The organism is Thiohalocapsa sp. (assembly GCF_019695415.1).
Lineage (GTDB): Bacteria > Pseudomonadota > Gammaproteobacteria > Chromatiales > Chromatiaceae > Thiohalocapsa.
Window position 1 is genome coordinate 1 of the sequence record NZ_JAIFKJ010000220.1, and the last position, 13416, is coordinate 13416.

At 68.7% G+C, this 13416-nt stretch carries 7 protein-coding genes and 1 pseudogene; 4 read left to right on the forward strand and 4 right to left on the reverse strand.

What is annotated here, in order from left to right; genetic code table 11:
- Positions 1–1380 (forward strand): dihydrolipoyllysine-residue acetyltransferase (aceF, locus tag I6U14_RS06270; RefSeq protein WP_296897777.1); only part of this gene is annotated, 1380 nt, incomplete at its 5' end.
- A 255-nt stretch (positions 1381–1635) separates the two neighbouring features.
- On the opposite strand, the gene I6U14_RS06275 is transcribed toward aceF, so the two are convergent.
- From I6U14_RS06275 to I6U14_RS06290, 4 genes are all read right to left on the reverse strand, one after another.
- Positions 1636–2130, reverse strand: a complete 495-nt coding sequence (locus I6U14_RS06275) for an Hsp20/alpha crystallin family protein (RefSeq protein ID WP_296897778.1) — start codon at positions 2128–2130, stop codon at positions 1636–1638.
- Positions 2131–2259: 129 nt separating this feature from the next.
- On the reverse strand, positions 2260–2655 hold the full coding sequence (locus tag I6U14_RS06280) for an Hsp20/alpha crystallin family protein (RefSeq protein ID WP_296897779.1): 396 nt from the start codon (positions 2653–2655) through the stop codon (positions 2260–2262).
- A gap of 54 nt (positions 2656–2709) precedes the next feature.
- The gene (locus I6U14_RS06285) at positions 2710–3153 is read right to left on the reverse strand and encodes an Hsp20/alpha crystallin family protein (protein WP_296897781.1); all 444 of its coding nucleotides are present in this window, start codon (positions 3151–3153) and stop codon (positions 2710–2712) included.
- A gap of 330 nt (positions 3154–3483) precedes the next feature.
- Positions 3484–5931, reverse strand: a complete 2448-nt coding sequence (locus I6U14_RS06290) for an NAD(P)-binding protein (protein ID WP_296897782.1) — start codon at positions 5929–5931, stop codon at positions 3484–3486.
- 134 nt (positions 5932–6065) lie between these two features.
- Here I6U14_RS06290 and I6U14_RS06295 point away from each other — a divergent pair, with 134 nt between their 5' ends.
- The 3 genes and pseudogenes from I6U14_RS06295 to uvrA form a co-directional block, all read left to right on the forward strand.
- Positions 6066–6677: a hypothetical protein gene (locus I6U14_RS06295; RefSeq protein ID WP_296897783.1), complete on the forward strand. Its 612-nt coding sequence runs from the start codon at positions 6066–6068 to the stop codon at positions 6675–6677.
- Positions 6678–6884: 207 nt separating this feature from the next.
- The gene (locus I6U14_RS06300; RefSeq protein WP_296897784.1) at positions 6885–8102 is read left to right on the forward strand and encodes a serine hydrolase; all 1218 of its coding nucleotides are present in this window, start codon (positions 6885–6887) and stop codon (positions 8100–8102) included.
- Positions 8103–8223: 121 nt separating this feature from the next.
- Positions 8224–13416 (forward strand): annotated as a pseudogene (gene uvrA, locus I6U14_RS06305) (excinuclease ABC subunit UvrA); the annotation flags it as partial.

A 13416-nucleotide genomic window follows, 5' to 3' on the forward strand; every position in this document is an offset into this window, starting at 1 on the left:
GCCCCAGCAGCGGCGCCGGAGCCCTCGGCAGCGGGCCCAGAGACCGCGTCCTCCATCCCTATCCAACTGCCGGACATCGGCGACTTCACCGACATCCCCGTCATCGAGGTGCTGGTGGCCCCCGGCGACCAGGTGGCCGTGGATCAGTCCATCCTGACGCTGGAGTCCGACAAGGCCACCATGGAAATCCCCTCGCCCGCTGCGGGTGAGGTGGAATCTGTGAGCGTCAAGGTCGGCGACCAGGTCAACCAGGGCGACCTGCTGATGACGCTGCAGGGTACCGCAGAGCCTGTGCCGGGCGACGGCGAGCCGAACAGCTCCGCCGAGGAGACCGAGTCCGTCCAGGCGCCTGCGGCCATACCCAAACCCGACACCCCCGTGCCGGCTGGCCCACTCCCCGGCGAGTCCGAGCGCCGCAAGGCCCCGGTCTTGCCGCGCCCGGCGGACATGCAAGCCATCGCCAGCGGCCGCACGCCGCATGCGAGCCCGGCGGTGCGCCGCTTCGCCCGCGAGCTCGGCGTGGATCTGACCCGCGTGAAAGGCAGCGGACGCAAGAACCGCATCCTGAAGGACGACGTCCAGGCCTTCGTTAAGCAGGCCCTCTCCGCCGGCGCCCCGGCGGCACCCGCAGGCGGGCTGCCCTTCCAGCTGCCGGCGGCGGCGGAGGTGGACTTCAGTAAGTTCGGCCAGGTCGAGACCCAGCCCCTGTCGCGCATCAAGAAGCTGAGCGGCACCCATCTGCACCGGGCGTGGCTCACGGTGCCGCATGTCACCCAGTTCGACGAGGCCGACATCACCGAGCTGGAGGCCTTCCGCAAGGCGCAGAAGGCGGCGGCTGAGGAGGCGGGCGTGAAGCTCACCTTCATGCCCTTCCTGCTCAAGGCAGTCGCCGGGGCGCTGGCGCAGATGCCGACGCTGAAGGCATCCCTCGCCCCGGACGGCGAGAGCCTGATCATGAAGCACTACACTCACATCGGCGTCGCCGTGGACACGCCCAACGGGCTGGTGGTGCCGGTGCTGCGGGACGTGGACAAGAAGGGGATTTTCGACTTGGCCCGAGAGCTGATGGAGCTGAGCGGCAAGGCCCGCGACGGCAAGCTCCTGCCAGGCGACATGCAGGGCGGCGTGTTCAGCATCTCGAGCCTCGGCGGCATCGGCGGCACGGCGTTCACGCCCATCGTCAACGCCCCGGAAGTGGCCATCCTCGGCGTGGCGCGCTCCGAAATGAAGCCCGTCTGGAACGGCGAGCGCTTCACGCCGCGCCTGATGCTGCCCCTTTCCCTGTCCTACGACCACCGCGTTGTCGACGGCGCCGACGGCGTGCGCTTCACGACGCTGCTCGCGGGCCTGCTTGGGGACATTCGGCAGTTGTTACTGTGATCGATTGGCTACCCTGCAGTTTTGGCAAGTCTCAATACCGCGTCCGGATCGACCGGTTCGCAGTCCGACTCGATCGCGTCAAGTGACGCCTGGACATTGCCGACGCTTGATATCGGGTACAGCAACTACCCGCCGCAGCTGATGGAGGACACGAAGGGTTTCAGCAGGGGTAAAAGTTCGGTGGCGCGGGGCGTCGTGCCCGGTATGGACGCGGCCGTCAAGATGCCGGCGCTCGAGGACGCCGGCTGACCGGACTCAGTGCACGGCGACCTGCACGCGGCGTCGTCGGTTTTCGGCCTTGGGCAGCTCGACGCGGAGCACGCCGTTCTTGTAGCTGGCGTCGGCCTTGCCGGTGTCTACAGTGTCGGGCAGCGGCACGACGCGCTGGAAGGCGCCGTAGGCGCATTCGTTCACGTGCCAGCGGCCCTCGGTGCGCTCCCGAGCGACGTGCTTCTCGCCGCTTACGATGAGAAAGTCGTCCTGGACCTCGAGCTGGATGTCGTCCTTGCTCATGCCCGGCGCCTCCACACGCACCACGACTCGGTCGTCGTCGTCGAAGACCTCGGCGGCGAGCAGGCCCCAGCCGGTGCTGCGCTCGGCAAGCTCCCGGGCCTCACGCCCGCTCTTCTCACGCCCGCCGGTGAATTTGGTCATGGCGCCGGAAGCCTGCCGGGAGAGCTGCTCCCAGCCCTCCACGACACGACCCCACGCCTGGTTGAAGCCTTCGCGAAGTTGTTGCAGTGCTGTCATGGTGGTTACCTCCTCTCGATCATGAACAACGCCTGGGCGGGTGGAGTCTACCCATCCGCCCATGGCTGCGGCTCACGGGCTGGGGGCACGGGCAGCGGCCGAGGGCCAAATCCGGCCCAGCCCTCAGCCCTATCCTGTCGCCCTGACCTCGATGCGTCGCGGACGCTGCTGCGGATGCTTGGGAATGCGCAGCCGCAGCACGCCGTCGCGCAGGCTGGCGTCGATCTTGTCCGCCTCCAGCTCGTTGCTGAGCGTGAAGCTGCGGCGCCACCGAGTGCTGCGCACATCAGCGTATACCGCCTCCGCGGTGTCGGGGAGGTCGATCTGGACCTCGCCCTCGATCAGCAGGGTGTTGGCGTCCACCTGCACATGCAGGCGGTCCTTGGACACGCCGGGCATGTCGGCCTCGAGCGTGATGCCCTCGGCGTCTTCGAAGATATCCACCGGTGGTCGCATGGCGTCCTGAACGGCCCGCGCCGTGGTGCCAGGAGTGTCGGTCATGGTGGTGCTGGTCTCTGCGTTCATGGGTGTCCTCCGCAATCGGGTGATTGGCTGTGCCTCAGACTGGCCGGCTTCGCGTCAGCTCACGGTGATGCGCCGCGGCTGCGCCGACTCACGCCGGTGGACGGACACGTGCAGCACGCCGTCGCGGTAGGTGGCGTCCACGCGCTCCGGGTCCACGTCTTCGGGCAGGGTCACGGTGCGGCGGAATTCGCCGGTGTGGCGCTCACTGCGATACCACCGCTGCTCTCCGGCGCGCTCGATGCGACGCTGTCCAGCGATGGTGAGCAGGTTCTGCTGGATGGAGATGTCCAGCTCAGCGGCGTCGAGCCCAGGGGCGAACAGGTAGACATCCACCCGTTCCGGCGTCGCACCGATGTTGATGGGAGGCCAGCTGCCCCAGCCAGGCGATCGCAGCTCCGCAGCCTGCGGCCAGAGGCCGAAGGTGTCGTCGAGCTCGCGCTGGAGCCGGTCCAGTTGGTCGAAGAGATTGCCTTGCAGGCCTGTGAAGGTACCGAACATCGCTCACGCTCCTCTGCGCCTGATACGCGCAGCTTGGGTTGCACGATGTGGGGCGACGGGAACCGCCGACTGAGACCTCCGGGTGTGTGCCTCGGCAACGATACCGGCACCGCAGAGAGCGCCGCCGGCGTCGATACCCGAGGACGGCAGCACCGCCGCCGTCACAAATCTTTAGCACTCTCCGCTTGGGAGTGCCAATTGAAATTTTGGCGCATTTTCAGCAGACGTCAAGGGGTCTGATTCCTGCGCCGGCGCGACAGGTCCGCAGGGAGGCGGAAGGCGGTGGCGCCTATACCCCCCGAGACTCAGAAAGCTGAGTCGCAAGACGTTTCAGCCCGCCACGGCTGCGCTACCCAGCACCCGCCCGGCCAGTGCCTCGCCGCTGAGCCAGGCGCCTTCGATGCGCCCGTCTGCGCACCAATCGCCGCAGGCGCCGATCCCGCGGGCGGCGTCCCATAGGCAGCCGACGCCGAGCGGCTCCTCAGCACGCGCGTAGAGCCAGCGGTGTGCCTCTTGCCACAGGATGCCGGGCAGCGATCGCCCCACCACCGCCGCGAGGGCATCGTGGAGGGCCACGACCACCGCATCCGGACTCGCATCCAGGTGGTCGCGACTGAAGTCTGGAGCACCGTGCAGCACCCACACCTCACCATGGCGGCCGGGCTTGCTGCTGTCGCGGGCAGCCCATCCGAGCGCACTGCCGTTGACGAAGAGCCCGTCCCAAGGCAAATCCAAAGGCGCGGCAAAGCCGAGCAGCACGGTCCAGCAGGGCGCCATGGCGACAGCGGCGGCGCATGCCGCAAGCGCCGGCGATGCCGGCAGCAATGCCGCTGCCTGCGGGGCGGGGGCGCTCACCAGCACCCGGTCGAAGCGCCCGAGCGCCGGCCCCGGAGCGTCACCGTCGGCCTCGGCGGTCAGCATCCAGCCGGCGCCGTCATGCACCGGCGGTGCGACGCGTGTGGACAGGCGCACATCGAGACCCTCTGCCAGCATGCGCCCGACGGCGCTCATACCCGGCGCGCCCACCCAGCGCGTGTGCTCGTCGCCGGCGGGCATGATGGCGCCTCCGGACCAAGCACCGATGCGGGCGGTCCAGGGTGCCACCGCGCCGCGCCGCGCCCAGCTCTCGACACGGCGGGCAAAGCGCGGATCGCGGGCAGTGAAATACTGCGCACCGTGATCCACGGCCGCCGCACCGCCTACAGTCTGCTGCATGCGGCGCGTGGCAGCGCGCCCGCCGCGGCCGCGGGACTTTTCGACCACGACGACCTCATGGTTCTGGTCCGCCAGGGTGCGCGCCGCCGCGAGCCCGGCCAGGCCTGCGCCGATCACGGCGATGCGCAGCCGCTCCCCGCCGGCCGGCTTTTGCACGCGCCGAGCATAGGCCCGCAGATCCAGCCGGCGGGCATGATCCTGCGTGCTGCGCGGGCGCAGCGTGCCGATCACCGCGCGTTCTGGGGTGAAGGGCCTGTCAAATAGGCCCAGCGTCCAAAGCAGGCCGCCGTAGGAGTTGGGGTCCGAGCCGTCCAGCGCGTGGCGGTGATTCAAATCGATGAGCTCGGCCAGCGCCCGCTCCGGGGACTCGGTCCAGTGCGGGATGGCCTTGGCCCAGGTCATGCGCAGGTTGTTGTGCAGCTCGCCATGCACCAGAAGAGAGCGCTGGGCCAGGTCCCAGAGCCGGTCGCCGCTCGCACCCCGCGCCAGGCGCTCGTGATCGAGCACCTGCTCGCGGCGGTCACCGGCGTGGTCCGCAAGCGTCCTCCGCGCCCAGTCCGGGAGGCTGTCCCAAGCCTCGGGGTCGTCGGCATAGAAGCAGAAGTTGTGCGCCAGCTCGCGCCAGACCAGCAGCTCGTCGAGGAACTTCTCGGCGCCCTCGCCGCCTGCGGCCGCCGCCTCGCGGGCAATGCGGAATACCGACACATGGCCGTGATGCAGATAAGGCGAGAGACGGCTCACGCCCCGGGGCCATGCTTCCGCCGCATCGTTACGGCGGCGGTGGTAGCTTTGCAGGCCGTTGGTCTTGAACGCCTGCCAACGGGCGTATCCGGCGCGGGCACCCCCGCGGGTGTGCGCCACAGGCGGCAAACTGTGGTCGATGGCGCAGGCGGCGCAGAGTGCCGGAATATCCGCGCTCGGCAAGTCCAACGGCGTGAAGGGCAACGGGCCCGTATAGGCTTGCGCCTGGATATCGCAGACGGGCCAGTCCCGCGGTACCCGCTCGGCGTACGATTTCTCATTCGCCCGGCGCAGCTCGAAGGCGCGCTTGAAGCGCCGCGGTTGCAGGCGCATGGGCACCACACAGGCACAATCCACCCGCCATACGGGTGCTTCGACGCGCGCCGCGAGGTGCGCCGTCCACGCAGGAAACGGCGGTGCGGGGAAGTCTTCGGTCAAGATGAGTGCGGCCCGAGCGCCAAGGGCGTGCAACGGCGACGGGCCAGCGGCGGGATCGGTGGGCAGGTGGAAGACCGCCCGAATATCCTGGGCTGCAAGCTCGGCATGGGCGTCCCGAGCGCCTTCCAGTATAAACGCATGATGGCGGTCGGCATTGAACCGATGGTGCCCGCCCAGTCCCTGATAGACCAACAGCGGTAGGCCCAGCTCGGCCGCCGCATAGCGGGCGGTGTCGAGCGCCGGGTTGTCGTGTCCGCGCACGGCGTGGTGCATCCAATAGAGAACAAGCTCGCCGCCCGGCGTCGGCGGTTTATCGGCTACCGGACGCAGTCGTTCCGCAAGGTGGTGGGGTAGCGGGATCGCGCTGGAGGCGCTGGCACTCATGGCGGGCTGTCCGGGGTTCGGGTGGCGGTATCGGCTCAAGGCGGCGACAATGCGGGCACGTGCGCCGGATGCCAGCGTAAGCCGGGTGCGCCGGCAGCTGCCACCGGCCAGGGACCTACCGCAGGAGCCGGCCTATGGACTTCAGACAATCCGTTCGGCAGCGCTTCCAACTCGCAGTCAAGCCACTCACATCGCGCGCAGCAGCGGCTGGCATCAGTACGGACGGATTGCGCTTGGCGGTACTGGCAGGCGCCGCCCTGGTGGGCCTGTTGCTGCTGACGCTGCCCGTTATCCTGCCCGGGCTGCATGGAGTGCTGTTTCTGCTGCCGGGGTTACTTGCTACTCGTGCCATCGCCCTGACGACAGCGGACCAGCTTTCCGAACAGGCGTCGGGCCGTGCAGCGGATCCGGCGCTGAGGGAAGTGACCGGTGCTGCGGGTGACGTGCTCCTGTACCTGCCGCTGGCACTGTATCCCGGCGTCCCCGCGGTGCCCGTTGTGGTGCTGGTGGTGCTGGGCCTGCTGGCGGAAGTCGCGGGCCTCGCACCGCTCACCCGGGGCGAGCTGCGTCGCGAGGATGGCCCCATGAACCAGGGCGACCGTGCCATCGTCTTTGCCATCGTCGGGCTGATTCTGGCCTTGGACCCGGGCACCGCGCACTGGCTGCCCTGGCTGCTGCTGCCAGCCGCTGCGCTGGCCGCGCTCACCCTGGTGCTGCGGCTGCGGGCAGCCCCGATCGGGGGCTGACGGGCCGCAGCGCTGCGCTGCCAACGGCATATCCTCACGGCCTGCTTGTCCTGCGTCGGACGCTACTGTGCCGGCAGTGCTCGGGTTAGACTGCGCGGCTTGTTCGCGTTGGGGGCTAGGCAGACCGACCCGTTGTCCAAGCAGAGTCGGTCGTCCTCTCCAGCGCCATCACAACCACAACACCTGGGAATCAGAGCCAGTTTCCGGATGCAGCAGCGCGCACTCCTCCCCGCAGCGGCCCTGTGCCTCGGCCTGGCCGGCGCCGGCGCCCCCGACCTCGCCTCCGCGGAGCGCAATTGCGACTTCGGCGCAGCGGAGCGCGAGACGGCACGAATCACCCTCGCGACCGTCCAGGCGGCAATGCCCGGCCTGATCCGCCGCTACGATCTACCGGGGGCCGCAGTGGCGTTGGTCGCCGATGGCCATGTGCGCTGGACCGCCGGGTATGGCTGGGCGGTACCTGAAAAGCGCATCCCCTTCTCGCCGGACACGGTGTTTCAGGCGGGCTCCATGACCTTGCCCGTTACTGCCTGGACCCTGCTGAACCTAGTAGAGCAGGGAAAAATGAGCCTTGACAGCCCGGTCAGCGAGTATCTCAAGGGTCGCGATCTGCCCGAATCCCCCTACGATGCAGCGCTCGTCACCCCGCGCCGAGTGCTGAGCCACACGGCAGGCCTGTCCATTCCTCGTTACGGCGGCTTTGGGCCGTCGCAAACACTGCAGACCCTGAATCAGTCCCTGCTCGGCGCCTTGGATGCAAACGATCAGCCGGTGGCGCTTGTCTCTCGGCCAGGGGTCGACTTCGATTACTCGGCCGGCGGCTATGCCCTCGCGGAGCTCATGGTGCGGCAAACGGCCAATGAGCAGTTCTCGAACCTCGCCGAGCGCTGGGTGCTGCAGCGGCTGGACATGTTCCGCTCCAGTATGCCGGACCGCCCCGACGATGCACCGCCCCTGGCAGTCACCTACGACGACAATGGTGAGCCGGCGCCGGCACGAAGCTTCTCAGCGCTCGGCGCCGCCGGACTGCAGACGACCGCGGCCGACTATGCGCGCTTCGTCGCGGCGCTGATGCCGGGTCCCTGCGGAGAGCCCATTGGCCGGCGCGCCCTGGGACCGGCGCTGGCGCACCTGTCCCGCAGCCCTCAGGACAACACGGAAAATGACTTGATATTTGCAGGCTCGCAGTACGGGCTTGGCATGGCACTCAAGACACTGCCGGACAGTGGCCATACGCTGGTCTACCACCCAGGTGACAACCCGCCCAACTGGCATGGATTGTTTGCCGCGGTGCCGGAGCGCCAGTCCGGTCTGGTGGTACTCACCAGCGCTGCCGGTGGGCGCGACATGGGCATCGCGCTGCTTTGCACCTGGCTCGGCGCACTCGGCGAGGTCCTACCGCAAGAATGCGCGATCGTGAATTAGATTACTCGACGGCGCGACCCATTTGCCGACGCGTCAAGCTTCCGCCGGCGCGACATGCGCCTGCGATGATGGGCGGCTAGGCTGCTCGCCCGTTGTGCACGCTCGTCCCGAACACCCCGCCATGCCCGACTCCGCCGACCGCATCCGCCTGCGCGGGGTGCGGCAGAACAATCTGAAGAACCTGGACCTGGACCTGCCGCTCGGTGAGCTCATCGTCGTGACGGGTGTGTCCGGCTCCGGCAAGTCATCACTGGCCTTCGACACCGTGTATGCGGAAGGCCAGCGGCGCTACGTCGAGACCTTCTCCCCGTACGCCCGGCAGTTCCTGGACCGCATGGACCGACCGCATGCGGATCGCATCGACGGCATCCCGCCCGCCATCGCCATCGACCAGACCAACCCGGTGCGCACGTCCCGCAGCACGGTCGGGACCATGACGGAGCTGAACGACCACCTGAAGCTGCTCTTCGCGCGGGCCGCCCGGCTCTTCTGCCGCGGCTGCGGGCGGGAGGTGCGTTGTGACACACCGGAGAGCATCTGGGGCGCGCTTCGGCACCGCACGGGGCAGGACCGCGCCGACGAGGCAGACCGTCCGGCCCCGGTGCGCGCGCTGATCTGCTTCGACGTGCCGGTGCCGGTGTCCATGGCGCCGGCACAGCTGAAGGAGCTGCTCGGCCAGCAGGGCTACATCCGCTTCCTCGCCGAGGCCGATGATCGACTGGAGGTCATCCAGGACCGACTCCGGCTGGATGCCGACAACCAGAGTCGCGCCGTCGAAGCCCTCGCCGCGGCAATGGAGCACGGCCGCGGTCGGCTGCGGGTCTACCCGCTGGACGCCGAGCGCAACCCGGGCGAGCCCTGGCGCTTCTCGGCGGACCTGCACTGCCCGGACTGCGACATCCACTACCGCGATCCGCAGCCGGCGCTGTTCTCGTTCAATTCGCCGCTTGGGGCCTGCGACACCTGCCGCGGGTTCGGGCGGGTCATCGGCATCGACTGGTCGCTGGTGGTGCCGGATGAGTCCAAGACTCTGCTGGAAGGCGCCATCAAGCCCATTCAGTCGGACAGCTACTCGGAGGTGCAGGAAGACCTGATGGCCTTCGCCCACCGCCGCGGCGTGCCCACGGACGTGCCCTGGCGTGATCTTACCGAGGCTGACCGTCGCTGGGTGCTGGAGGGCGAAGGCGAGTGGGAGGACCGGGTTTGGTACGGCATCCGCCGATTCTTTGCATGGCTGGAGGGGCGCGCATACAAAATGCACGTGCGGGTGCTGCTGTCGCGCTACCGCAGCTATGACACCTGCCCCGCTTGCGATGGAGCCAGGCTCAAGGACACGGCGCTGGATTTCCGCGTCGGCGACCACGCGTTGGCGGACGCCGCGCTGCCGCGGAGCGAGCGCTTCCGCCACCGGCGGGTCGCCATGCCGGACATCGCCTGGCTCGGCCTGCCCGGACTCAATGTTCACGACCTGATGCGCCTGCCCATGGACCGCTGTCGGGCCTTCTTCGACGACCTGGCACTCCCTGGGACCATGGACCAGGCGATGGAGCTGCTGCTGACCAACATCCGCTCGCGGCTCAAATACCTCACGGAGGTGGGCCTCGGCTACCTGACCCTGGACCGCCAGTCCCGCACCCTGTCCGGCGGCGAGGTGCAGCGCATCAACCTCACCACGGCGCTCGGCACCTCGCTGGTGAATACGCTGTTCGTGCTCGACGAGCCGAGCATCGGGCTGCACCCGCGGGACATGGACCGGGTCGTGGCGATCCTGCAACGACTCCGCGACCAGGGCAACACGCTGCTGGTGGTCGAGCATGACCCCCAGGTGATGGCGGCGGCGGATCGGATTCTGGACATCGGCCCTGGTCCGGGCGAGCGCGGCGGCGAGTTGGTGTTCCAGGGCACGCCGGCGGCGCTGCTGAAATCCAGCGACTCCCTCACGGGCGACTACCTCGCCGGACGCCGGCAGGTGGAGCCGCCCCGGCTAGCGAGCCCACCGCAGCAGGATGAACCCGTCATCGCCATCCGCGGCGCGCGGGAGCACAACCTGCGCGGCATCGATGTCGACATTCCCCTCGGGCGGCTGGTGGTGGTGACAGGCGTCTCCGGCTCCGGCAAGTCGACGCTGATCCAAGACATCCTGTTTCATCACCTGGCCAAGGCCAAGGGCCACCCGGAGGGCGCCTTGGGCAGCTGCGCCGAGGTGCTGGGCGACGATCTGGTGGCCGACGTGCTGATGCTGGACCAGTCACCCATCGGGCGCACGTCCCGCTCCAACCCGGCGAGCTTCGTGGGCGCCCTGGACCCCATCCGCAAGCTGTTCGCCGCCACACCGCTGGCGGCAGAGCGCGGCTACAAGCCCGGTCATTTCAGCTTCAACTCGGGGCCCGGCCGTTGCCCTACCTGCGCGGGATCCGGCTTCGAGCACGTGGAGATGCAGTTTCTATCGGACGTATACCTGCGCTGTCCGGACTGCAACGGGCGGCGCTACAAGTCCTCGCTGTTGGAGGTGCGCCTGCCGCTGTCCGGACGCGGACGCAACGGCGCCAGCATCGCCGATGTGCTGGACCTCACCGTCGCCGAGGCGGTGGCCGCCTTCGCCGAGCACCCGGATGTGACTCGCGCGCTCAAGCCCCTCGCCGACGTCGGCCTCGACTATCTGCGCCTGGGGCAGCCGGTGCCCACCCTGTCCGGCGGCGAGGCACAGCGCCTGAAGCTCGCCGGACACCTGGCCAAGAGCCTGAAAAAGCGCCGCGGCACCGGGCTCTTGTTTCTGCTGGACGAGCCGACAACGGGACTCCACTTCGACGATATTGCCACCCTGCTCCGGGCCTTCCGCCGGCTCATCGATGCCGGGCATTCGCTGGTGGTCATCGAGCATAACCTGGACCTGATCCGTGCCGCGGACTGGCTTATCGACCTGGGACCCGAGGGCGGCGACGGCGGAGGCGAGGTGATCTGCACCGGGACGCCCACTGAGGTCTCCCGGCATGAGACGAGTCACACGGGCAAGGCGCTGAGGCGGGACGTGGCGAGTGTTGAGGAGCGAGGAGCGAGAAGCGAGGGAAAGATTGCAGAAGCGCAGGGAGCTTATGCGGTGGCCGACGTCCTTGGCTCCTCGCCACTCGAAGCTCGAAACTCGATCCTCATCAAGCACGCCCGCGAGCACAACCTGAAGGATCTGAGCCTATCACTCCCGCGGCAGCACTTCATCGTCGTCACCGGTGTCTCCGGCAGCGGCAAGAGCACGCTGGCCTTCGATATCCTGTTCGCCGAGGGGCAGCGGCGGTATCTGGAATCCCTCAACGCCTATGCGCGGCAGTTCGTACAGCCGGCGGCGCGGGCGGATGTGGACGCCATCTTCGGCATTCCGCCCACCATTGCCATTGAGCAGCGCACCAGCCGCGGGGGGCGTAAGAGCACCGTCGGCACCCTCACCGAGATCCACCATTTCCTGCGGCTCCTCTACGTCAAGCTCGGTGTGCAGCACTGCCCCGACTGTCAACTGCCCATCGCCGCGCAGCCCCGCTCGGCAATCCTGGAGCGCCTGCGCGCCGAGCACGCGGGCCGCAAGGTCACATTGCTGGCCCCGCTGGTGATCGCCCGCAAGGGCATCTACAAGGACCTCGCCGCCTGGGCCGCGCGCCAGGGACACACGCTGTTATTGGTGGACGGCGAGCCAACACCGACGCAGCCTTGGCCGAAGCTGGACCGCTTTCGCGAGCACGACATCGATCTGCCCCTGGGCGAGTTGGACCCGGGCAGCACCTCGGAGGCGGAGCTTGCAACGCTGCTGGATCACGCCCTGGACATGGGCAAGGGGCTGGTGCGTGTGCTGCCGACGGACGCGCGCATCCCCGCGGCCACCTACTCCACCAGCCGGACCTGCCCCGGCTGCGGCAAGGGATTCGAGGAGCCGGACCCGCGACTATTCAGCTACAACTCCAAGCATGGCTGGTGCCCGAGCTGCTACGGCACCGGGGTCGAGCTTTCAGGCTTCGACGCCGAGCAGACAGGCGAAGAGGGCCAGTGGGTCGAGGCCGAGGCATCGCGCGCCTGCCGAGCTTGTGAGGGCGCCCGACTCAATGCAGAGGCACTGGCGGTGCGCTTTCGGGGGCGCAACATTGCGGAGCTTTCAGCGCTCACGACAGCGGATGCGGCGGACTGGCTCGGGCGGCTTCAGCTCGCGGAGCGCGAGGCCCCTATCGGCGCCGACGTGGTGGCCGAGGTGCTCGCTAGGCTCGGTTTTCTGACACAAGTGGGGTTGGGCTATCTCACCCTGGACCGGGCGGCCCCCACGCTGTCCGGCGGTGAGGCGCAGCGCATCCGCCTGGCGGCCCAGCTGGGCTCCAACCTGCGCGGGGTCTGCTACGTGCTGGACTAGCCGAGCATCGGCCTGCATCAGCGCGACAACGCCCGCCTCATCGACACACTTGCAGGGCTGCGCGAGCGCGGGAACAGCGTCATCGTCGTCGAGCACGACGAAGACACCATGCGCGCCGCCGACGAGATCATCGACTTGGGTCCCGGCGCAGGCACCCGGGGCGGCACCTTGGTGGCCCGCGGCAGCGCAGCCGAGCTGCGCCGCACACCCGACTCCATCACAGGGCGATTTCTCGCGCGCAAACCTGCTCCGCCGAGCGGCGAGCCGCGCCCCTGTCCGCCCGCGCCGTCGAAGCGACTGACCGTCCGCGAGGCTCGCCTCAACAACTTGGCCGATCTCGAGGTGTCCTTTCCCTTGGCGCGGCTTGTCTGCGTCACTGGTGTGTCCGGCTCGGGCAAGTCCACGCTGGTGCGGGAGGTTTTGGCCCGATCGGTGCGTGCATTGCTGGCGGGCGAGCGCTCAGGCCCGCGCGGGCGCAGCCAGGCGTTGCATGGCTGCCGGGAGATCATCGGCTGGCCGGCTTTGAGCCGGGTGCTGGAGGTGGATCAGAGCCCCATCGGCAAGACGCCACGGTCCTGCCCGGCCACCTACATCGGCTTCTGGGACCCGATCCGCCGACTCTTCGCGGCGACGCCCGAGGCACGCATGCTCGGCTGGGGGCCGGGGCGCTTCTCGTTCAACACCCGGGGCGGGCGCTGCGATGCCTGCGACGGCCAGGGTGTGCAGCGCATGGAGATGAGCTTTCTGCCGGACGTGAAGGTCCCCTGCGAGATCTGCCACGGCAGCCGATTTAATGCCGAGACGCGGGCCATTCGCTCCCGGGACCACAGCCTCGGCCAGGTGCTGAATCCCAGCGTAAGTGCGGCCGCAGAGCGGTTCGCAGCGCCTCCGACTGTCCGGCGGCCCGTGGGGCGGTGCCAGACAGGGGGG

Excerpts from the sequence above, each read along its gene's own strand:
- I6U14_RS06285 (WP_296897781.1), bottom strand. The coding sequence starts at position 3,153 with ATGTTCGGTACCTTCACAGGCCTGCAAGGCAATCTCTTCGACCAACTG.
- I6U14_RS06300 (WP_296897784.1), top strand. The coding sequence starts at position 6,885 with ATGCAGCAGCGCGCACTCCTCCCCGCAGCGGCCCTGTGCCTCGGCCTG.
- I6U14_RS06290 (WP_296897782.1), bottom strand. The coding sequence starts at position 5,931 with ATGAGTGCCAGCGCCTCCAGCGCGATCCCGCTACCCCACCACCTTGCG.
- I6U14_RS06275 (WP_296897778.1), bottom strand. The coding sequence starts at position 2,130 with ATGACAGCACTGCAACAACTTCGCGAAGGCTTCAACCAGGCGTGGGGT.
- I6U14_RS06280 (WP_296897779.1), bottom strand. The coding sequence starts at position 2,655 with ATGAACGCAGAGACCAGCACCACCATGACCGACACTCCTGGCACCACG.
- I6U14_RS06295 (WP_296897783.1), top strand. The coding sequence starts at position 6,066 with ATGGACTTCAGACAATCCGTTCGGCAGCGCTTCCAACTCGCAGTCAAG.